Here is a 22,608-nt window from a genome sequence, read left to right as displayed (position 1 = left end):
GTTGTATTCCTTCACATTACAGTCATACTCCTTCAGCTTACAATCATACTCCTTCAGCTTACAATTGCTCTCCTCCGGCTCACATAGGTATTTCTTCTGGTCGTAATAGCACTCCTTTACCTTACAACTCTGCTTTCTCAAGGTACATCGGAATTCTTTCAGCTTAAAGGACTGTTTAAGCTGAAAGAATTCCGGATTGCAAATCCGGAACAGTCTAGTTGTAAATCCGGAACAGTCCAGGAAATTGAACAGCATACTGCCGCACATGACTACTGTTGTAATAATCAGCAGTAGCTTATTTCAAATTTTCTTTAAAGAAGGATTCCAGTTTGTCAAAAGGAATTTTATCCGTTTGGTCATACAAATCGGTATGAACCCCTTCTGGAATAATCACCAACTCTTTAGGCTCCGACGCTGCTTTGTACACATCCTCACTAAAATATTTGGAGTGTGCATTTTCACCTGCAATTAAAAGCATCGGCCTTGGTGACACCTCTTCAATGTACGTCAGGATGGGCATATTCATAAATGACAAAGCGTTTGTTGCTGTCCAAGCGCCATTTGAATTTAATGAACGTTCGTGAAAACCTCTTTCAGTTTTGTAATAATCATAATACTCTTTCACAAATTGGGGCGATTCTTGGTTGGTCTGCCCCAATCCGTTTTGAGGATATTTCGGCTTTCCATTTTCTGCATCTTCCCAACGCTGTAAGCTCAATTCTTCCAACGCTTGCTTGCGTTGCTCCGCTGTGGTAGCATCAAAATAGCCTTTTGCATTCACTCGAGACATATCGTACATGCTGGTGGTTGCCACTGCCTTCACACGTTTATCTACAGCGGTGGCGTTTAAGGCAAAACCTCCAAAGCCACAAATCCCAATAATGCCGATTTTGTTTCGGTCCACTTTGTGGTGCAGCCCAAGGAAGTCTATTGCAGCACTGAAATCTTCGGTATTGATATCAGGAGAGGCCACGTTGCGGGGTTCTCCACTGCTTTCACCTGTGTAAGACGGGTCAAATGCCAGAGCAATAAATCCTTTTTCTGCCATTTGGTTGGCGTACAAACCGGAAGATTGTTCTTTTACGGCTCCAAAAGGCCCACTAATTGCAAGTGCTGACAAAAGTTCTTTACCTCCATTTTTTGGAATGTATAAATCTCCCGTTAGGGTAATTCCGTAACGGTTTTTAAAGGTAACCTTTTCACGGGTTACATTGTCACTCAACTCAAATGTATAGTGTTCTGCTATAGTGTCCATTGATTCAGTTTTTTTTGTTTGTGCCTCTGATTTTATATGGCAGGCCTGGCCTAAAAACAGTAGTATTATAACTGCGAGGGTTGTTCCTTTTTTCATTTTTTTCTGTTTTAAATAGTCTGAATGATTTTTGCAGGTATTCCACCTACGATTACATTATCGGGAACGTCTTTGGAAACTACCGAACCTGCCGCCACCACCGAGTTTTCACCTATCGTAACCCCTTGTAAAATGGTAGCGCCAGCACCAATCCAAGCATTTTTCTTGATATGAATCGGTTTAGGGACAAGTGAATGTCTTTCTTGCGGCGAAGTGGGATGTCCTTCTGATAGTAAACTGACTTTTGGCGCTATCAGCACATTATCGTCTATGGTAATACCACCCAAATCAAGGAATACACAATCAAAATTGATGAATACATTTTTACCGATTTTGGTATGCTTACCGTAATTGACATACAGAGGGGTGAACACAGCTACACTTTCGTCAATCTCCGAAGCAGTGATTTGACTTAGCAAAGCCCTTATTTCTGCCACATCTGAAGAATTGTTCATCTGTATCAACAATTCTTTTGTAACAAATGAAGCCTCACGCATTTTGTAAGCTTGCGGATCATTTGGCGAAATGGTTTCTCCTTTTTTTAACCGCTCGAAAATATCTTCTTCTTTCATTTGTTGGCTATTTATCAATGCAAAAATAAAAACAACACAGTTTACATATATTACACTTAATTCGTAAATAATTTAAAATATCACGTATATTCAAAAAAAAGCATGATGGTGAATAGTGCAAAGAAGGATAGTGTAGTTCTGTTTGAAGCATTAGGAAGTTTCATATTCCCTGATGATTTTTTACATCGTTACCATACACACCTCTTCTGTCAAAGGGGAAATGCAGCCTTTGTTTTTAATGGTAAGTCTTATAAATGTAAAGCCGGTGAATTTGTTTTTTGGTTTGCAGAGAGCAAAGTGGCGGATATTACTTTTTCTAAAAATTTTAAGGCATCCGTTTTATTCGTGGAAAAAGAGTTTTTAAATCAAAACATTCCGGACCAAAGCAGAGGTATTGATGCTACTTTGCATTCTAAAGAATACCCTGTTTTGTATCTAAACGATAAAAAAGATAAGCACAGAATCTTATTGAACTTTCAACTCCTGAACGATAAGTTTTTACAGAAAGAACACCGCTTTTACACTGAGATTCTGAAATTGCAAATGAGGCTGTTTATTTTGGAAATGTGGCACACTTTCGCCAATGAATTTGAGCATAGAAAACGTACTGCGCAAAGTGGTACACTTTATGAGCGCTTCATACAATTGGTTCAGGAACACTGCAGTAAAGAGCGGGAAGTCCAGTTTTATGCCCAACAATTGCATATTACATCCAAATACCTGAATTATGTTTGCAAAACTACTTCGGGCATTACCGCTTCGGAGTGGATTCAACGCTATGTCCGAGAACGCTTGGAACTCCTTCTCCAAAACACACAATTGAACATCGCTGAAATAGCCGATGAAATGCAATTTTCCAGTCGGTCATTCTTCACGCGTTATGTAAAAAAAGTGTTGGGTTTCACACCTAGTGAGTATCGGAATCGGTTGGGGTGAAAGTATAATGTGTGCGATAGCACTATTTGCTGATGTGCGGTTGTTTCAGCTTTGCAATAACCCGTTTAAAATCGCACATATTAACCGCATGCCTCTTATCTGAACAACAAATTCACCTTACATCAGGTTAACCTGTACCTTAAAATGGAACTAAATCTTATTCATTATCCTGTTTTTAGGTCCCCTTTAAAAGTTTGAAACTAATTCACCCTATAAATACCCAATCTCTTCAAACAAAAAAACACCCTGCAAGGGGTATTTTTCACCAAATCGACAGTTTGATTATGGACGAATAATAACCTTGCATTGCCAAATTAGAGTTGGAGATTGAAACCTGACAGGTTTCTTGACCGCAAAGCCCCTTAGAGAACTTTACAGAGGGTAAAACCTGACAGGTTTCACGCATTTCCTATATGCTACAAAGAAGGGATAATGGAATATCATAAGAACAGTCAGTAGATTTCTCTTTGAGAAAAGCCAAATCCTAAACATGAAGGTTCCGGATTGCAAATCCGGAATAGCAAAGATTCCAAAAAAAAATCGTGCTAACCTGTCTAGCAACAGATAGATTCGTGTAATTCGTGGACTTCTAATCATAGAACGGCGAAAGCTGGCTGCTATTCGGCCCTTCGACAAGCTCAGGGGCCTTCGGTTTTATGACGTTTGAAACACTAATACCCCTGTTCCAAATATCGGTGTTCATCCGTGGACCATTCCATCCATCTCAAAAAAAATAGTTAGACCAGTCCTGGCCCAACCATTTCCCTAAGCAAACCCTTCCCAAAAGAAAAAGCCTGCCAGTCAATTAACAAAAACCCAAAAAAACGAATGATTAATCTGTTACAAATACCTCCACTGTCCTGGTCATACTGTGCCCTTCCGCATCACTTACCTTGACCTTAATGGAGGCAAATCCTTTTTTACTTGTCTTAAATACCAGTTTCCCTTTCTTAATGGAAGCCTTGCCATCACTCAGGTAGTCCAACGCATATACAGGGCTTTCCTCGAAGCCCCTGAACAGCTGCTCCAGCTCCACTTCCATTTTCTCCCCTGCTGTCATGAAATAGTGCGGTTTGGCCATCCAGTCCAGGTAATCGTCCAGCTCGGTAAAGCCATCTTTATCTTCATCCAGATTAGAATCAGTAAAATCCCCTTGTACAGATTGTGGATTCAGACCTTTGGACCTTTCCCACCAGTCCGGCAGACCGTCCCCATCAGTATCCCAATTGGTTGCTCTCTTCACTTCAGGGTAATGCTCCCAGCCTCCTACATCCTGCTCGGTATCGGGCATTCCCGGCAAACCGCTTTGGCTGCCTTTGTACTGATAAGTACTGTCCAAAGTCTCTCTAATGATCCTGCTGTCATGCTCATCCAGTACCGGTTGATTGGCGCCCACATCGGACAAAACCTGCTTATAAGCCTCTCTGGCACTGTGGGTAGTTACATGGGATTCAAAAAACGGTTGATCCACATAGGTATCATAATCAGCTTCCCCTTGGATGATCCTGCCCTCTTCCTGGTTTTCCAGACCAAAATATCCTGGCATCACATTTCCGGCAAAATAGTACTGTTGGGTCCCTTTGCCCACCCCTTCATGTTGGGCTTTCAGGGCATGGAAAAACACCGTGGAAGCTCCTGGTTTATAATAATTATTCACAAAGTTCACTTCATGGGCACCGCCATCCGTGGCCCTTTTTCCCCAGTTGTACACCACATTATTGCGGATGTCCAAACGGCCCATGCTGTATCCATTGCCATCCAGACCACCGCCCATGCTCCAGTTCCTACCATAACAATGGGCCAATAGGTTGTGGTGAAAACTGCCGATATCCCCGCCAATAGTAGCGGCATAACCGTGCATCTTACCGGCTTCATATTTGCCATGGTCGGCCACATTCAAAGCCTCCGCAATCAGGGTCCGCTGCAAGGTAATATTATGCGCCCCCCTTGAACTGAAAGACTCGTCTATCGTCCAACGGATCGAGCAATGGTCCATAATGCTGTGGTTTGCTCCCGTAAGGCCCATACCATCATAAGTCTTGCCCGCACCGATTCCCACACGTACAAACCTGACAATCCCGTCATTTCCGGTCATGCCCAGCGGTGCCCTGCTGATCATGATCCCCTTTCCGGGAGCGGTCTGACCCGCAATGGTAATATAAGGCTGATTGGCTACTAATCTCGATTCCAATGCTATGGTTCCTCCCACAGCAAAGACAATGGTTCTTGGGCCAATATCATTGGTAATGGCTTCCCTCAAACTTCCCGGCCCGTCATCATTGAGGTTGGTCACGGTCACTACTTTCCCCCCTCTTCCACCTCTGGCAAAGCGGCCGTAGCCTTCAGCTCCTTTAAAAGCCAACTGTGCCGGTCTGAAATACCAAACATCCCCTTTGGTTACTTCCCCATCGGCTGCCACTTCATCCACCCGCCAGAAATAGGTATCCATACTGTAAAGGTCCTTTACCTCATAACTGGTGGCGGACAACTCACCTTTGAATACCTGATCTGACTCCTTCGCCTTGGCTACTTCCTGCTTGGATTTGCCAAAATACAGCCTGTGCTTCACAGCATCCGTGGAAGCCTCCCAGTTAAGTTTCACTCCATTTTCGGCCACCACATGCTCATCCCCATTTTCGGGAAAAGGAAGCTTGGCCTGCTTTTTCATATTGGGGGTATTCAGCTCAAAGCCGTTCCAGATAAGTTCCGCTGCGCTTCCCTCCTGTTTTGGGTCATTGGCCAGCTGTATGGTCACTGACTCTCCCTCCTTTGCTTCAAAGGTCAAATAAGCCGTTTCCGCAGCAGCATTGCTTTCCGCCCTGTTGCTGGGAACCAGGTCATTTACCTGCAGCTCACCATTGACATAAATATCGATGGGGGCAAACACATTGTTTTCTGGATTACCGAAGGTATTGTGGAAAGTCATCAAAGAATGCTTCCCCGCGGAAAGTCCGCTGATCTCCAGTACTACCTCTTCCGTGGCCACCAAGCCATCATTGCTCAATCTGGCGTAATAAGGTGCCTGAACCCCTGCCTTGTACCAACTGGTACGGACATCTCCTTTTATTTTAAAACTGATGCCTTCAAAAGTCGCCTGAGCGGATCTTCCTTCCTCGATGACCCAAGAGGTATATCCCGGCTCATTGACCTCGCCCAGCTTCCTGCCTCCAAAGTCAAAGTCCACTTTGAGTTGGGGTGTTTGGGCAAAAACGGCAGTGCTGCTCATCATAAGCAGTCCTGATAAAAAATACAGCAGGTTTAATTTATGCTTGATGGTGGAAGTTGACTTCATAAAATCTTAATGGTTATCATTGGTTCATTCATCAGTGGACGCTGATGTTGTGCTATTTTTCTAGCTTAAAGATAGTTCGGGCATATTCGATTCAGGTACCCAAAACTCTCCAAAAAGGATATTTGCTTCCTGAACCGGGAAATATTTTCTTTGAAGGAAGTCTTGCGGCAGACGACACTTCGACAGGCTCAGTGGCCTGAAACCGTTGATTTAATCAATAATTATCGCCCGCTGATGACGCAGATAAGCGCAGAAATAAAATTTTTCTTTCAAAATTTCATCCGCGTAAATCCGCGGAATCTGCGGGACAACAGTCTACCGAAAACATCCGTGTTTATCTTATGCATCCGTGGTTTATAAAAAATACAGCAAACTGAGTACTCATTACCAAAACGGGCACTTCGACAGGCTCAGTGGCCTGAAACCGTTGATTTAATCAATAATTATCGCCCGCTCCTACCTCATCGGTAGCCAGGGATGACGCTGATCAGCGCAGAAAATGCTGCTTCTTTCGAAAATTTTATCCGCGTAAATCCCCGGAATCTGCGGGACAACAGTCTACCGAAAACATCCGTGTTTATCCCATGCATCTGTGGTTAATAAAAAAACACAGCAAATTGATTCCTCATTACCAACACGGGCACTTCGACAGGCTCTGCGGCCTATAACCATTAATTTAATCAGGAAAAGTCGCCCGCTACCTCCTCATCGGTAGGAAGGATAACGCTGATCTAAGCAGAAAATGCTTTTGCTTTCGAAAATTTCATCCGCGTAAATCCCCGGAATCTGCGGGACAACAGTCTACCGAAACATCCATGTTTATCCTATGTATCCGTGGTTAATAAAAAATACAGCAAATTGATTACTCATTACCAACACGGGCACTTCGACAGGCTCAGTGGCCTATAACCATTAATTTAATCAGCAAAAGTCGCCCGCTACTTCTTCATCGGTAGGCAGGGATGACGCAGATAAGCGCAGAAATAAAATTTTTCTCTCAAAATTTCTTCCGCGTAGATCCCCGAAATCTGCGGGACAACAGTCTACCGAAAACATCGGTGGTTATCCTATGTATCCGTGGTTAATAAAAAACACAGCAAATTGATTCCTCATTACCGACAAGAGCACTTCGACAGGCTCAGTGGCCTATAACCATTAATAGAATCAGGAAAAGTCGCCCGCTACCTCCTCTGTAGGAAGGATAACACTGATCCAAGCAGAAAATGCTGCTTCTTTCAAAATTTCATCCGCGTAAATCCCCGAAATCTGCGGGACACCTATCCAAATTAAATGGAGTTATTAATCAGCTGAAATAGAAAAGCTCCTTGAACGCTCAGTCTCCAATCCTTCCGCCCCTCCCATTTCCCGATTCAGCACCCTGCTATCCAGTTTAGGAATATCCGTCTTGATACTCCCTTTAAATCTTCCTTATTTCATACATTAGCAGATTCAAAATGAAAAAAAGCTTAATCAAATACCTTCCATTTTTATTTCTAATGATCTTTTCCGGGCTGAACAAGGTTTTTGCCCAACAGGAGGCTTTTATCTACGGGGAAGTAGAACTGCGGGATGAATCGAGGTATAAAGGCAAAATCACCTGGAGTGCGGGGCAGAGTCTATGGGTGGACCTGCTGGTAGTGGAAAAAAAAGACAATACAGTTTTACAATACCTGAAAAAGGAGGATCTTGATGGATTGAGTGCCGATGAGAAAAAAACCGACTGGGGTTTTATGGCGCTTTGGAAAAACCAGTATCCATCCCGAAAACTCACCTTTAGATCCCAGTTTGGTCACCTGAAGGAAATCCTGATAACCGGTGATGATGCCGCCACCGTGGTACTCAAAAACCATGAAAACATTCGGGTTTTTCTGGATGACGATCCTGAGTACAAAAACCAGCTCGGAAATGACATTTTGGTTCAACTGGACAATGGTGAAAAAAAGCGGCTTAAATGGGCCAGTATCGAAAGGATTCGCTTTCAGAAAACACCTTCCAAACTCCCCAACTTTGACATCACCCCTCTGTATGGAAAAATCCTGACCAGAACAGGCTTTACCTATAATGGACTGATAAAGTGGGACCTCAATGAACATCTTTCTTCCCAATACCTTGATGGCATTACCATTGACGACCGCAGGGCCCGCTATCACTTTTATGATGTACATTCTATCCGGCCCAAGAACATGGGCTCCCTGATCCAGCTGCAATCGGGCAAGGAAATTTACCTGCATGAATTCACTAATGTCACCAATAAAAATGAGGGGATTCTGATCCGCAATCCAGGATGGGGGCAGATCAGTTTGAAGTGGGGGGATTTCAAAAACGCCGAGTTTGTCCCCTACCCTGCCAATTCCGGCTTCGGATACGATGATTTCCCCAGCCCCAAAGAGCTTACCGGCACGGTTACTTTAAAAGACAAAAGCGCCTTAAAGGGAGCTCTGTTTTTTGATTTGGACGAGCATTGGGACATTGAAACCCTGGACGGCTGGGGAGAAGGCGGAGGCCTGCGACAGGTCCCCTTTCGTCTGATTGACAGGATTACTCCCGTAAGCAGTACCCATACGGCCGTTTACCTTACCGATGGCCGAAAAATCGTTTTGGGTGATCGAAGCGATGTGAACGAGCAAAACTGGGGCATCATGGTCCGGACACGACAGGGACAGTTCCGCTATGTTCCATGGCATAAGGTATTACAGATTGCTTTGGAACATTGATAAAACGGGGCGGTTTTTAATGAGAAACCTTAAATTGCATTTCTATCCGAAAGTATAAACCGCCGATATACCTATGAATACAAACAAGTCAATAAACCTTAAAAAGTGGATCATCCCGTCCGGTATCGGGCTACTGTTGGTACTGGCTTTGTTCTTTTGGGGAGGAAATGATTATACCGCTGCCCTTTTATGGATAGCAGCAGTTCTGGGATTGTTGATTTGGGGCAATATTTTGATCCATCACAAGCTAGAAGAACGCTTAACTTGGACTGACCGCCCGCTCAAACGTCTCTTGATACAGTTTTTGATCAGCGGAGGGTATTCCCTGGCCTGTATCAATCTTTGTTACTATTTTCTAAAGACCCTTTTTACGGGCTTTCCCCCGGACAGCGAACAACTAATTGTTCTCAATATCTATGGCCTGCTATTCTTTATTCCGGTCATGTCCATCAATTTTGGGATTTTCTTTATGCAGCGCTGGAAACAAGCCGTACTCAAATCCGAAAAACTTCAGGCCGAGAACCTAAAATCCAGGCTGGAATCGTTGAAAACGCATATTGACCCACACTTTCTCTTCAACAACCTCAATGTGCTGTCCTCACTGATAGACAAGGACACCTCCGATGCCCATCGGTTTTTGGATAAGTTTGCTGATGTATACCGTTATGTGCTGCAACACCGGGACGAAGAATTGGTAGAGCTGGACACCGAGCTGGAGTTTATCCGTTCTTATATTTACCTCTTCCAACAGCGGCTAAACCGACAGTTAAAAATCAGCATTGATTATCAAGCATTGGGAAAAGCTTATTTCCTACCTCCCTTGGCTGTACAGATGCTGGTGGAAAATGCCATTAAGCACAATATTGCCACAGCTTCCCAACCGCTTTCAATCGATATTTACCTTGAAGGAGAAAAACACGTGGTGGTAAAAAATTCCTTTCAGCCCAAGGCTGCTGGCTATTCTGAACTTCCTAAAACCGGTCTGGACAATATTCAAAAGCGCTATGCCTATTTCTCTGAAGAACAAGTCATCATTGACCAATCCGGTGACTTATTTACCGTCAAGCTTCCTTTACTCGAGCTGGATAATGAAGAAAAAACATGGTAATTTGAATTAGAAGGGATGTCCCTTGCTGTGACCGGTTTAAGGATTTACCCTACTACCCATTTAACTACGGAGAGCAAAGCTGAAAAAAATGAGAATATTAATCATAGAAGATGAGAGCCTGGCGGCGGAAAAATTAAGCCAAATGCTAAAAAGGTACGATGAGGAAATGGAAGTATTGGCCAACCTGACCTCTATCGTGGACTCGGTCAAGTGGCTTAGGGAAAACCCCGCCCCTGACCTGATCATGATGGATATCCGTATTGATGACGGTCTTTGCTTTGAGATTTTCCAACAGGTGGAAGTTACCAGTCCTGTCATATTTACCACCGCCTATGACCAGTATGCCATCAAAGCCTTTCAGGTCCACAGTATTGACTATTTGCTGAAGCCTGTCCATTACGACAAGCTGGAAAAGAGTCTGGACAAACTCAAAAAACTCCAATCCAATTTCAAAAGTGATGTACCCCAACTCGATGTGGATGTCCTGTTACAGGCCTTGGAAGAAAAGCGGCCGGAGTACAAATCACGTTTTATGGTCAAGGCCGGTACCAAAATCCGGTCGGTCAAAACGGAGCAGATTGCCTATATCTTCACCGACCGCAAACTCAATCTTTTGGTCACCAACAGCGGTGACAAATACCCTTTGGACCAATCACTGGATGAGCTGATCCAGGTACTGGATCCCAGCCTCTTTTTCAGGGCAAACCGGCAACTGATCCTCCACATCGATGCCGTTTCGGAAATCCACCCTTACTTCAAGGGCAGGGTAAAACTGGCGCTCACCCCTCCGCTGGACACGGAAATTGTGATCAGCAGCGAAAAAACTCCCGCTTTCAAAGCCTGGCTGGACCAGTAGAAAGCCTGGTTATCCTAGAAGTCTTAAAGGAAGTCCACGAATTGCACTAGTTATCACGAAAGATTTTAATGGAAGCTTCCTCTACAGCATAGCTTATCAGTAAAAGTTTTTTTCTACATTAACAGAACAAATTCGTGAAAATCCGTGCAATTCGTGGACACATTTTTAGAGACTCAGCTTCCATATATACAAAAAACCAATAAACCTCAAAGACAAAATATCCCGGTTCGGTCCTGGATTATCCTTATTGAAACAATCTGCCTTAGAAAGCCATTTCTCTTACCGTAAGTTAGATATTGAAATTAAAGAATGACACATTTCGGGGCTGTGGCGCTGATAATGTCACCATTGGTCAACCTTCCTAAAGGATGGTTTTATCACGGATCGAAATGTCAGAGACCGAAGGAGTATTTCAGTGCTCATCGGTCGTGTCACCATCCACCAGTAAACCAGAAAGTAATGCTTAGTAACCGGATCAGTTTTTTAAGTTTCATTTTAATCCTTACTGCTTTTTCTAAAGCTTTTGCCCAATACCCGGATATCTCTTCCGAAGAAAGGGCCAAAGGGGAAGCCAACAAGGCTAAAGCGCTTGAACAGGCTGATGCTGCTTGGGAGAAAGCAAAAATTGCCGTTTATAGAGAAGAAGAAGAGGGCAAGCCCTATATTCCTTGGGCAGCACGCCCCACAGACCTTCCCCAAGCGGATATTCCTGCCTTTCCCGGTGCCGAGGGAGGCGGTATGTATACTTTTGGAGGAAGAGGGGGAAAAGTACTCACGGTAACCAGTTTGGCGGACAGTGGGCCAGGCACGCTCAGGGAAGCCTGCGGGACTGGAGGAGCCAGGATCATCGTATTCAATGTAGCTGGTATCATCCAATTAGAAAGCCCCTTGATCATCCGGGCCCCTTATGTAACCATCGCGGGTCAGACCGCTCCGGGAGACGGTGTTTGTGTTGCGGGAGAATCGGTATGGATCGACACTCACGATGTGATCATTCGACATATGCGGTTTCGGAGAGGGGAAACTTTCGTAGGAAGAAGGGACGATGCCATTGGCGGTAATCCAGTAGGAAATATCATGATCGACCATGTTTCTGCTAGTTGGGGGCTGGATGAAAACATGTCCATCTACCGACACATGTATAGCCCGGGGGCAGGCTACAAAGACGAAAAGCTGCCTACCGTCAATGTGACCATTCAAAACAGTATTTTCTCTGAAGACCTGGACACCTACAACCACTCTCTTGGAAGCACCCTCGGAGGTGAGAACTGTTCTTTCATGAAAAACCTTTGGGCCAGCAATGCTGGCAGGAATCCTTCCATTGGATGGAACGGTATCTTCAATTTTGTAAATAATGTGATCTTCAACTGGTCACACCGAACCACCGATGGCGGAGATTACAAGGCCAAATTCAATATCATCAACAATTACTACAAACCTGGGCCTGTCACCGAGCTTTCCGCTCCGGTAAGTTATAGAATCCTCAAGCCAGAGGCTGGGAGAAGTGATTTGGATTCTGTGGTCTTCGGAAGAGCACATGTCAGCGGAAATATAGTGGAAGGCAATGCTGAAGTAACGGCCAACAACTGGAAAGGCGGAGTACAAATGGAAGGTAAGGATGGCCAGTTAATGGACTATCAAACTGCCCAACATTACTTTCCTCGCATGAAGTCCGACAAGCCCTTTCCCATGCCGCATCTGACTGTGCTACCAAGCAAAGAGACCTTTGGCCACGTAATGGAACATGCCGGGGCTACTTTGCCCAAAAGAGATCCAGTAGATGAAAGGGTGATCAGAACCGTAAAAACAGGGAATCCTGAATATGTGGAAGGATTGGATCCTGAATCTTTTTATCAGTTCAAATACAGAAGACTCCCTAATGATGCTTACAAAAAAGGGATTATCACGGACATCAGCCAAGTAGGTGGCTATCCCGAATATCATGGTACTCCCTATAAGGATACAGATGGAGACGGCATGCCTGACCAATGGGAAATCAAGGTAGGCCTGAACATCAACGACGCATCTGACGCCAACGGTGACCTCAATGGAGACGGTTACACCAATATAGAAAAATACATCAATGGCATTAACCCTAAGCTAAAAGTTGATTGGTCGGACCTCTCCAATAATGAGGACACCTTGGCAAAAAACGGTCTATCCGTAGAAAAATAAATAAAGGTTAATAATAGTTATTCATTAAAGCCCGGGATGTTTCCCGGGCTTTTCTATTAGATTTCCACCTGCACGATTGCCTGCTTGGGCACATTCAACCCTCCTTTTAGGCAAACACCCGAATCGGTTACCGCCCAAATGGTAGTTTCTACCAACAGGAAATTCAATTGCTCATCACAGATAAAGAGCTTGACCTTTTGATGCTCAAGATTTCCAAGTATCAATGCTTTCAGCAAGTTACGCTCTCTCATTTTTATCTCCTCCATCTGTGGAAGGACCTCGACCTGGGCAAACCTCACCCCAGCCAACTGTTCTTTGGGAATACATACCAGATTTTTCATTAGGCATTCGCTTTTAGAATTATTGGTTTCTTTATCGCATTTTCGATATGTTCTTTCCATACCTTTATGAGTACCGGTTCTCCTGCCAAATCGGAGAAACGCTCTCCATCAAATACTTCCAGCACCCACCTTTTTCCGGGAATTTCCCCGTTAAGAATGAGTTCGAGCCTATCGATGACTTTGTTTTTTTCCCCATGATGATGAAGCGTTCTGCTTTCTTCATGAAGCTGGACATTGCGGACCTCTCTGAGGTCGATCAGTAGCGGTGAACCTGAGCTGATGTCGCCGGAATAAACCAAATGATGATTCTCTTGGTCCAAACCAAGAAAATATTGGTTCCTCCAAAACTCGATCTTATTTAAGTTGAGTCCACGTGCACTCGCAACATCCATTATTCGCTTCTTGGCGAGCGCTCTTTTATTACGATTCTCCTTATTATTTAAGAGTATAGGGACTGCAAATGCTGCCGTCAAAGCGACAACAACTGCCATTATTATGTAGTCTATCATTTTGAACACTGATTTTAGGGCAGCACCTATTTAATGCCGCCAGGTAATAACGTATTGGTATTTTTTTTTAATGAAATGGGAGGCCGAAAAATCCCGAAGGACTTTTCCAATCGGTTATTACCAAAAAAAGTGCGAAGGAAAGATGATTTCACGAATACCAAAAAGGATTTGAACATGAGAACACAGGGTTATACGCCCCATTATTTCCCTTTTCTGGGCCATAAGCCCATGTACAAATTCCGATGCAATGTATTGTCCAGAAAAATCCGTATTAACTCCTCCACCGCTTAAGTTCAAACTTACGTTCGTAAGAAGAACTTTACCGGCATTGCTCTCATCATGAATGACTAAAGTATCGGTATCTTTTGATGAGGGAGCATAATGAACACCTTCAAGGAGAGCGGTCCCCAGCAATGTGCCTAAGTAGACCAAGAGGATGGTCAGCACAGCACCTACGGAATATACTTTCTTCGTGTTCATCACTGGATAATAGCTAAATATGCTTTTCTAAAAATACTGATTTAACAAGAAATAGTTTTAAATTCTTCCCAATATATTTTTAAGATTGTCCAGTATTTACAGACAGCAAGGGGGAGTGATCGTCACACTTCTCGAGAATTAGCTCTAGGAAGACCAATGGTCCTTTTCTGAGCCATTCAAAATTTGATTTAATGCAATGTCTTCATACTCCACTCGGTTGTCCCCATGGGCAATCCAGCCTTATTTACTAAATTCGCCGGGCTGAAAGGCTCAAAACCGTACAAAATCTTGGAGATGGAAACGCCTTCGGGAACCGGTAAGACTACCCGTTCTCCTTCAATTTGGCCAGACACTGATATTCTTTCCCCTTTATTGCCCAGCAGCTCAAATCCCTGCACCTTTTCCCCATTTACAATGCTTAATCCAGCTCCGTTTTCAAAACCCAAGACCAGCTTTCCTTCCCATTTTTCAACGTGGATCAAGGAAGTCCCATCGGCCAAAACAATCTTTCCGTAGGTTTTTGAAAGCGCCTGTAGCGCCAACCTTCTGCCCACCTCTTTCTTGGCCCTGGGATGCACGTCCAATGAATCTCCCAAATCCAAGGCAACCGCCATTCCTGTGTTGGGAATCTTTTTGCTCAAGTCCCTCTGCATGTTTCTAAAATAGGGCCAAGAAGGGCGTGACATGCCAGGAAGCTGCACAAAGTAAACCGGAAGCAGGCTGTCGCCCCATTTCTCCCGGTAATCCTCCACCATCGTTTGGAAAAGCCTTGCATAAAGGGCCGCATTATGCGTATTGCTTTCGCCCTGGTACCAAAGGATTCCCTTGAGTCCAAAGGGCAGAAGCTGCTCTATCCCTGCCTCATGGATATAAGCGGGTTGATATGGATGTCGCTGTTGCCTGTCCTGCTTATTGGACAAATTCACGGCTGCTCTTTCCCTTACCCAGGGCATAACAAAATCCGAACTTTCCCAATCATCCAACATATCCACCAAAAGCTCATCCTGCTCCAAGGTTTCCCGATCTATAAAAGCCTCGATTGGGGCTCCTCCCAAGGTCAGCTGGACCAGGCCAATCGGCACATCCACTTCCTTCTGCAGTGCTTGGCCAAAGTGGTAGGCCACTGCGGAAAACCCTGATTTATCTGCCTTCCAGTTTCCACCAAAGTAGGAAAGTTCGTTTATCCTTTGCAGTGTAAGGCTATCCCATGGCTTATTGTCGGTTTCGGAAAGAGGTTTGAACTGAAACAACCCTAACTCCCCTTTATCCTCTTTCAAGTTTTCTTCCTCCCAAGACAAGGAAGCTTTGAGGGGAAAGGCCATGTTGGATTGCCCCATGCAAAGCCATACATCCCCTACCATCACTTCTGAAAAGGTGAGCTGCTGACCATTGTGATGCACCTTAAGTTCATACGGTCCTCCTGTCGGCACCTCATCTAAATAAGCTATCCATTTGCCATGCGGATTTACCATAACATCCTTCGATTGAGCGCTAAGGCTCACCCTCACCGGTTTACCAGGATTACCCTGCCCAAACACAGGAATACTGTCCCCACGCTGCAGCACCATTCCATTTCCAAAAACCGAAGGCATACTCAGCCCTCCAAAATCCTTTTTTAAATAAACATGCACCAGGCCCGCCATCTTCCTTGCTCCATCTTGATTGGGATGGATATTGTCCGGGAACAAATCGGGTCGGGATTTAAAGGCTTGATAAAAATCCATTATGTGCACTCCGTTGGCCTGGGCCACTTCCTGAATCTGGGTCCGAATTTGCCTGTGCCAGTCCCTCATTCCTGATTTAAACCTCGGATGACCGCTGAAAATAGGGGTCAAAACAGCCACATGGATTTCGATTTTGGGATTGGTCTTTCTTAAAGTATCGATCAACCAGGAATAGTCCTTTTTAAATTCCATACGGTAATCCGGCCAATTTCTTGGATCCGTATCATTCAAACCCAAATGGATCACCGCAATGTCGGGCACAAAGGCCAAGGCTTCTGCAAACTGTTCGGTAAGGTGGTAAGGCTTGTGCCCTTGATGAAGCAGGGTAGCTCCACTATGCCCAAAGTTTCTGACCTCATAGGTTTCTCCTAAAAGTAACTGCAGCTGGGACGGATAGGAATACTTTTCCCTGTCTGAGATACCTGCGCCATAGGTAACCGAGTTTCCAATGCAGGCGACACGGATAGGCTGCTGGGCTATTGTTTGGCCCCATGACAAAGTTAATATCAGCCATAAAGCAGTGATAAAAATTGGTCTCTTCATATGGTCAACAAGTTAATTATTCTTTCCAATCAGGTTCTGTGGAATACCGAAGTCCTTCCCCCTCCACCAAGGCAAAGGTGAACATCCACTTGACCAATCTTATTTCAGGGCTGGTAAATTCACCCACTGGGAGTTTTAGTACTACCTTGTTCCAGCCTTTTGAAAGTTTTATGGGAGTGGGCGGCCTGCTTTGGAAATTCTCGTTGGACAAGGGGATTTCATTGGTTTTCTGGCTGTGGCTGTTTTTCCAGACTGGGGGCATGACCTCTTCTCCATTTACCCAAATCCTGCTTTCCTTGTAGTCCCATTTTCCTTTTTGGGGTGCGAGATCTTTTTCAGACCTGCTATAGTCCTGAAAACTGATCCAAGCTCCTGCTTCCTGGTCTTTGGGGGAATACACCCAGGTGTAGGCATAGGCAGTATGATTGGGCTGGGGGTCAGAATAAAATGCGGGGACAAGATTTCCCCAAACATGGCGGAGATAAACGCTTGCTCCGGCGGTAACAGACCTCTGGTATTTGTCATCCAATTTTTTACCGGGGCTCAGAAGTTGCTGCTCTATTGGAAAGGTTCTTTTCAAATCCCCCTCATTGGGGAATGCTTGCGTGATATTCCAACCAATATGGTTTTGTTTTACGTAGGGAAATGGCAGGCCCTCAAAATATTCCTTCTTGTGCGATAATAACCTTTGCTCGAACTCTTCCCACTCTTGAAATGATTTACTGCCGTATTCAGGGAACTTCACCCCAACTTTATCAAAATAACCTTCTCCCCCTCCCCTCCAAAGCCTCTCGCCAAAGGTCAGCATTAAAGGATAGAAGTTGTTTTCTCTTATGATTGCCTCAGCTCCGTTCAACTTCCTGTCATTCCAAACGGCCAGAATGCTACCGGCTAACTGCTCGTTTCCCATGGGATGTCCAAGGACATTGCTTCGGTACAAGCTGACCAGATCGGCAAAAGGATCAAAATGGTTAACATAATGGAATTTGGAATCGATGACAGGGATATTTCCTATAGCTTTGCCCCGATAGCTCCAAAGCTGCAGCATGTCAATTTCTCCCTCTTTATAGTCCCAGCCAGGATTCCAAGAGATGACCTTAAAGCCCATATCCCGGACAAAAGCTACCATACCGGGAACAAAATCAGGATGGGTAAATGCTACTTCATCAGTTCCAATATGTATATAGGGGACGCCGTTGAAAATATCTCCCACCTCTCTCATTAACTGCTTGAGCAGGACCATTCCTTCCGTAGATTGCATATCATGCCCCAATGCCCGCTTAAATGCCACACTGTGCCCCGGCATATCAATTTCCGGTATGACCGTTACCTGATGTTCCTTGGCAAAGTCCAACAATTCACGGACCTCTTCTTTTTTATAATATTGCCCGGGAAATCGTTCAAAATTAATGGAATCATTCAGGGATGGAAAGACTTCTGATTCTAACCTCCAAGCCAAGTCTTCGGTTAAATGCCAGTGAAATACATTGATCTTATAACTTGAAAGTATGCGAATTTGATTTTTTAGTTCCTCCACAGGAATGAAGCTTCTTCCCACATCATGCATAAATCCCCTAATCCGGAAAGCCGGCCAATCCGTAATTTCAACATAGGGAAAAGCGCTGTCTTTGCCCTTCTTGATTTGCTTAAGGGTTTGCAAAGCATAAAAAGCACCTTTCTCGGTAGTGGCTTCTATGGTAATCCCCTCCCCATTGATCTTCAAAAAATAAGCCTCTTCATGATTGATTTCAGCGGCATCCACTTTCTCCACTCTATTCACCTCGACCCGAATCCCCTTGTAAGTTGTGGACTTTGCCCCCATTTCTTTAAAATACCTTTCAAACTGTTCCGGTAAAAAATCCGCGGAAAGTGATACGGCTTCTATCTGGAGATGCCCCTTTTTTTCCTGCACCTGCTGTGGTTTAGGAAGCAATAAATCTATCTGACCATAGGCTGATTGACAAACCAGAAGAATTAACCACAGTAACTTTCTAAAAGCAAACATTTTTTTTGGTCTTTTTAAATCAAGTTTTAGTATAAATATCATGTGGAGCCACATGGTCCAGCTCCATTAAAAAAGACGCTATTCTATCGGTCAGCACCTCCAGGAAGCGTTGTCCTTTTTCGGCGCTTGCCTTCTGGGGATTGCCCACCCCGGTATCGCTGCTCACCTTTTTCCAATTCCTTGGTGTCCAGGCCAATTTCTCTTCCAATCCCTTCAGTTTAAACCCCGTTGACTCCCCTAATCCAGCCTCTTCAAGGGGCAATACCCATTCTGGGAAAAAGTATTGCATGACACTGGTTTCCATTTCTCCTGCGTGGTCTCCGGGCTCATCAAAATAAGCTGTATTCTCCATTACCTTAAACCAATCTATCAAACCGATAAAACAGCCTTCAAACTGAAGCTGTAATTCCCGTATAAGCGGCTTGAAATCGTTTCCTCCGTGACTATTTATAATCAGCAACTTCCGAATCCCCTGTCTATCCAAGGAGCTGAGGATATCCTTTAATATGGCCAGTTGGGTAGAAGGACTGGTATGCAGACAAAAAGGATAATCAATCTGACCTGGATTCTGCACTCCCAAAGGGATTACCGGAAGTACCATTGATCTGACACCTTTTGCATATGCCTTGGCTGCTGACATTTCTGCAATTTTTTCCGACTGTAAAGTATCCGTTCCATAAGGTAAGTGGAAATTATGCGGTTCTGTAGCTCCCCACGGCAAAATCGCTATTTCAAATTCTTCCTCTTTTACAGATTTCCAGTTGGTCTGGTTTAGAATGTATGGTTTCATTTTTTCATTGTTTACAGTATTCTCTGAAATGAGTCAAATTCATTTTCTAAGCGGCCAAGGGCATTGAGCATGGCATGACATTGGAGTCATGCCATGATTGCTTACCTACAAACCCGGGGAATTTGACTTTTCTCAAGAAGTTTTGAAAAGAACGCTCTCCCCAATCTCGCTTTCTAAAGTCCTCCAAACCTGGAACAAAGCCCTGGGCACATGAAAACAACCTTTCCATTTTCCTCCTTTAAGATCCAGCAAAACTTCGCCCCTTCTGTTCAGATACCCAAACCATTCACCGTATGCTGGGTCATGGAATAAATTCCACGTGTACTCATGGACCTTTTCAAACCATTGTGCGCAGCGATTGTCGCCGGTCATACCATAGCCCTTGGCCAAGGCTACCAGGGTTTCCAGGTGCACCCACCACAGCTTTTGGTCCCATTCCAATTGCTGGGGAGGATGGCCTTTGACATCCAGAAAATAAAAGATGCCACCAAATTCAGGGTCCCAGCCGTATTCCAACTGCTTTATCATAACTTCTACCGCCTTATTCGCCAATGTCTGATCCCCCCTTCTTTTGGCAATGTCCATCATGAACCACATGGCTTCAATGGCATGTCCGGGATTAAGCAACCTGCCTTCAAAGCTATCAGAAAAACCGTTGTCCAAGGTCCTGTTTTCATAGACCAATAAGGTCTCCTTGTCCAGGAAATTTTCCATCACCTCATGGATGCAGTTATCCAAGGTTTCCTCCACCAGGTTCCTATCCAATAAAGGCTCCAACTCCAAGCAAAGGTTGCTTAGAATCATCGGCAAAGCAAAGTTCTTCAGGGGCCTTGTTCCCGGGAAGGCTTTATTGTATTTCCCTTTTGGATTTTCCTGACGGCCAAGTATCTGTTGGAAAATCTCCACGGCTCGATCGGTACTTTCAGCCTCTCCCGAGACCAAGCCATATTTGCCAAACGCCATGGCAGCAAAGCAGTCGGAGAAAATATTGTAAGGCTGCACAAGGGGACGGCCTTCACGGGTAAGTGAAAAATAGAAATGCCCTTTCTCATCACTGCCGTGCTTTTTGAGAAAATCAATGCCCAAGGCCGACATCTCCAGCCACTCTTCCCTTTGTTCCACCTGCTGGAAAAGCAAGGCAAACATCCAAGCCTGGCGGCCCTGAAGCCAAACAAACTTATCCGTATCAAATACTTTCCCGCTTCGGTCAAGGCAGGTAAAATAACCACCGTGCTCCCTGTCCGGGGAATTTTGCTCCCAAAATGGAACGATATTGTTCAGTAGCGCATCACGGTACTGTTGGCCGTAATGGTGTAATTTATTATTAGTCATTTCTTAGTGTTGAGTCGTGAGTAGTTAGTATTGAGTATTGAGCTTTAAGAAGTGTTCCAGAAGTGGAATTAAAGAATATGGAGAAGGATCTTCCCGCGGCACAGCCGACGGGACAACGCGATTGTGGTTATTAAGGAATTGATAATTGAGTTATTCTATTCCACCTCTCCAAAGTAGACACCTTTCATTACGGTTTTGGTCAGGATTACAAATCCTGACCAGCTTGAATAATCAAGGACACACGCTTGTCTTGTGTCTAGCGTCTAATGTCTAGCATCTTAATAATAAACTTATTCCTCCCCAAGAACCTCCTCTATGGGAACCACCTGAAAGGTCATATGGGCCTGGCTACTTTCATAAAGAATGCCCAGATGGTCTTCATCAATCACGGTAAGACATGAATAGCCCCAGCCACGGCCTTCATCCAATAACAAACCGCTCGACCAGGAACTTCCTTGATCAGCACTGGCTTTGATGGTCATATTGTACCGGCCATCTGTCACCGCAGGGTTGGAAAAAAACAATTGTGAGGCATCTTCTTCCAACCTGTTTTCAGGATAGGTGATCAAGCTGGCCATACAGACCGGTTCTACCAATGCTGACCTGCTGGAGGAATGCTCCACCCAGGTTATTCCCAAATCATTTGTAACGGCCACAGACCGAGATCCCCCACGGTTGTCCCGCATATTCAGCATCAGGCTGCCATCGTTGAGTTCCACCACTTGGGCTTCTGTGGTATTTGATTTGGCCCCTGTTCCTATATGCCAGGTCTCCCCCTTGTCCTTGCTGTAAATAATGGTACTGTGAGGCATGTCATTTTCATCCTTAAACTGGCCGGCAAATACCAAGGTACCGTCCCTCATCGTGATTCCTTTACCTGGCCCGTTGAACATCAGCTTCCACTCCTGTTGCTTGATCTGGGAGGTGATGTTGATAGGTTCTGACCATGTCTGACCGTCATCTTCACTTTTCACCAATACCAACTGACCGGTTTCTTCGGGACTTGTCCCTTGCCCAGAGCTAAACCAGGTCCTTTTCCCAGGCTTTCCATGTGCCCAAAGTGCCAGCACATAAAGGGTATTATCACTGGGGTCAACAAGCACTGCCGGATCCCCTATGCCGTTTTCGATTTGGGGTTTACCTCCCCACTCGCCCATATCCATAATGATCTTCATCGGCTCCCAGCTTTTTCCACCATCGGTACTGCGGCTCATCCCCACATCTACATCTTCCTGCAAGTCCACCGAATTATTGTGGCGAACATCATAAACGGCAATCAAACTGCCTTTGGTAGTGGTGGTCAGGCCGGGAATACGGTAGGCTGCTACCCCATCATCTCCGGCGGTTCTCAAACTGGTAGCCAGTCGAAAGGGATGGTGCGAAGCATCTTCTTGGACCGCAACCGAAGTTTGTTCAAAATGAACCTTACTTACAGACAGTGCCACTTTTGTCAAAAGCGAAGCCCCCTGCTTAGGCTGGACGCTCAGCATTAAGTGGTGGCTGCCTTCCGAAAACGGTTTGTTCACTTTCAGTTTCACCTTCTTCTCTACTTTTACTACTGCCGAAACCGGTGTCTTTTGCTGATTTTTCCCTTCTCCGGAAATTTCATAAACCAGAAGGGATTCCAGGGCTTCAGCTCCTTCTACTTCCAGCTCCAAGGTTTTCAGAATATCTTCCTCATCCAATTCAAAAAACAGACTGAAGGCATCATTGTTCTTCCCTTTCAATAAAGGGATATAGTGCTGATCCACTTTGACCTGCATTTTTGGTTGCAGGGTTTGACTTTGGCTGGTGCACTGCCCAAAAAGCAATAGCACGATTAAACTTCCCAAAAGGGATAATTTGATTTCTTTAAATTTTGTCATTTGAATCATTGCTAA

The 22,608-nt window shown here is 44.7% G+C and carries 16 protein-coding genes; 5 read left to right on the top strand and 11 right to left on the bottom strand.

Going from position 1 to position 22,608, the window contains the following annotated elements; genetic code table 11:
- Window positions 1–295 precede the first annotated feature (295 nt).
- Entirely contained in the window at window positions 296–1,351 is a 1,056-nt protein-coding gene (locus ACYVAA_RS04370) for an alpha/beta hydrolase (RefSeq protein WP_460538849.1), read from the bottom strand.
- 11 nt (window positions 1,352–1,362) lie between these two features.
- Entirely contained in the window at window positions 1,363–1,923 is a 561-nt protein-coding gene (locus tag ACYVAA_RS04365; RefSeq protein ID WP_460538848.1) for a sugar O-acetyltransferase, read from the bottom strand.
- Between the two features lie 102 nt (window positions 1,924–2,025).
- On the opposite strand from ACYVAA_RS04365, the gene ACYVAA_RS04360 reads away from it, so the two are divergent.
- Window positions 2,026–2,859, top strand: a complete 834-nt coding sequence (locus tag ACYVAA_RS04360; RefSeq protein WP_460538847.1) for a helix-turn-helix domain-containing protein — start codon at window positions 2,026–2,028, stop codon at window positions 2,857–2,859.
- 832 nt (window positions 2,860–3,691) lie between these two features.
- On the opposite strand, the gene ACYVAA_RS04355 is transcribed toward ACYVAA_RS04360, so the two are convergent.
- On the bottom strand, window positions 3,692–6,151 hold the full coding sequence (locus tag ACYVAA_RS04355; protein ID WP_460538846.1) for a T9SS C-terminal target domain-containing protein: 2,460 nt from the start codon (window positions 6,149–6,151) through the stop codon (window positions 3,692–3,694).
- A gap of 1,454 nt (window positions 6,152–7,605) precedes the next feature.
- On the opposite strand from ACYVAA_RS04355, the gene ACYVAA_RS04350 reads away from it, so the two are divergent.
- From ACYVAA_RS04350 to ACYVAA_RS04335, 4 genes are all read left to right on the top strand, one after another.
- Complete coding sequence (locus ACYVAA_RS04350; RefSeq protein ID WP_460538845.1) at window positions 7,606–8,865, top strand: hypothetical protein; 1,260 nt, start codon at window positions 7,606–7,608, stop codon at window positions 8,863–8,865.
- 73 nt (window positions 8,866–8,938) lie between these two features.
- Window positions 8,939–9,973: a sensor histidine kinase gene (locus ACYVAA_RS04345; RefSeq protein ID WP_460538844.1), complete on the top strand. Its 1,035-nt coding sequence runs from the start codon at window positions 8,939–8,941 to the stop codon at window positions 9,971–9,973.
- Window positions 9,974–10,061: 88 nt separating this feature from the next.
- Window positions 10,062–10,829: a LytR/AlgR family response regulator transcription factor gene (locus tag ACYVAA_RS04340; protein WP_460538843.1), complete on the top strand. Its 768-nt coding sequence runs from the start codon at window positions 10,062–10,064 to the stop codon at window positions 10,827–10,829.
- A 459-nt stretch (window positions 10,830–11,288) separates the two neighbouring features.
- Window positions 11,289–13,004, top strand: coding sequence for a pectate lyase family protein (locus ACYVAA_RS04335; RefSeq protein WP_460538842.1), 1,716 nt, complete (start codon window positions 11,289–11,291; stop codon window positions 13,002–13,004).
- 56 nt (window positions 13,005–13,060) lie between these two features.
- Here ACYVAA_RS04335 and ACYVAA_RS04330 read toward each other — a convergent pair whose 3' ends face one another.
- From ACYVAA_RS04330 to ACYVAA_RS04295, 8 genes are all read right to left on the bottom strand, one after another.
- Window positions 13,061–13,345 (bottom strand): hypothetical protein, encoded by a 285-nt coding sequence (locus ACYVAA_RS04330; protein ID WP_460538841.1) that lies wholly within the window; start codon window positions 13,343–13,345, stop codon window positions 13,061–13,063.
- Complete coding sequence (locus ACYVAA_RS04325; protein ID WP_460538840.1) at window positions 13,345–13,854, bottom strand: hypothetical protein; 510 nt, start codon at window positions 13,852–13,854, stop codon at window positions 13,345–13,347. The genes ACYVAA_RS04330 and ACYVAA_RS04325 overlap by 1 nt, the downstream gene beginning before the upstream one ends.
- A gap of 117 nt (window positions 13,855–13,971) precedes the next feature.
- On the bottom strand, window positions 13,972–14,334 hold the full coding sequence (locus ACYVAA_RS04320) for a hypothetical protein (protein WP_460538839.1): 363 nt from the start codon (window positions 14,332–14,334) through the stop codon (window positions 13,972–13,974).
- A gap of 188 nt (window positions 14,335–14,522) precedes the next feature.
- Window positions 14,523–16,601, bottom strand: a complete 2,079-nt coding sequence (locus tag ACYVAA_RS04315; RefSeq protein ID WP_460538838.1) for an SGNH/GDSL hydrolase family protein — start codon at window positions 16,599–16,601, stop codon at window positions 14,523–14,525.
- Between the two features lie 16 nt (window positions 16,602–16,617).
- Window positions 16,618–18,606: a beta-N-acetylhexosaminidase gene (locus ACYVAA_RS04310; RefSeq protein WP_460538837.1), complete on the bottom strand. Its 1,989-nt coding sequence runs from the start codon at window positions 18,604–18,606 to the stop codon at window positions 16,618–16,620.
- A 19-nt stretch (window positions 18,607–18,625) separates the two neighbouring features.
- Window positions 18,626–19,396, bottom strand: coding sequence for a creatininase family protein (locus tag ACYVAA_RS04305; protein ID WP_460538836.1), 771 nt, complete (start codon window positions 19,394–19,396; stop codon window positions 18,626–18,628).
- Window positions 19,397–19,528: 132 nt separating this feature from the next.
- Window positions 19,529–20,728 (bottom strand): AGE family epimerase/isomerase, encoded by a 1,200-nt coding sequence (locus ACYVAA_RS04300; RefSeq protein ID WP_460538835.1) that lies wholly within the window; start codon window positions 20,726–20,728, stop codon window positions 19,529–19,531.
- 290 nt (window positions 20,729–21,018) lie between these two features.
- Complete coding sequence (locus ACYVAA_RS04295) at window positions 21,019–22,593, bottom strand: sialidase family protein (protein WP_460538834.1); 1,575 nt, start codon at window positions 22,591–22,593, stop codon at window positions 21,019–21,021.
- Window positions 22,594–22,608: the final 15 nt, after the last annotated feature.

It is taken from the genome of Echinicola sediminis, from assembly GCF_054777495.1.
Note: the sequence above shows the minus strand (reverse complement) of the source record. Positions and strands in the feature narration are given on the sequence as shown.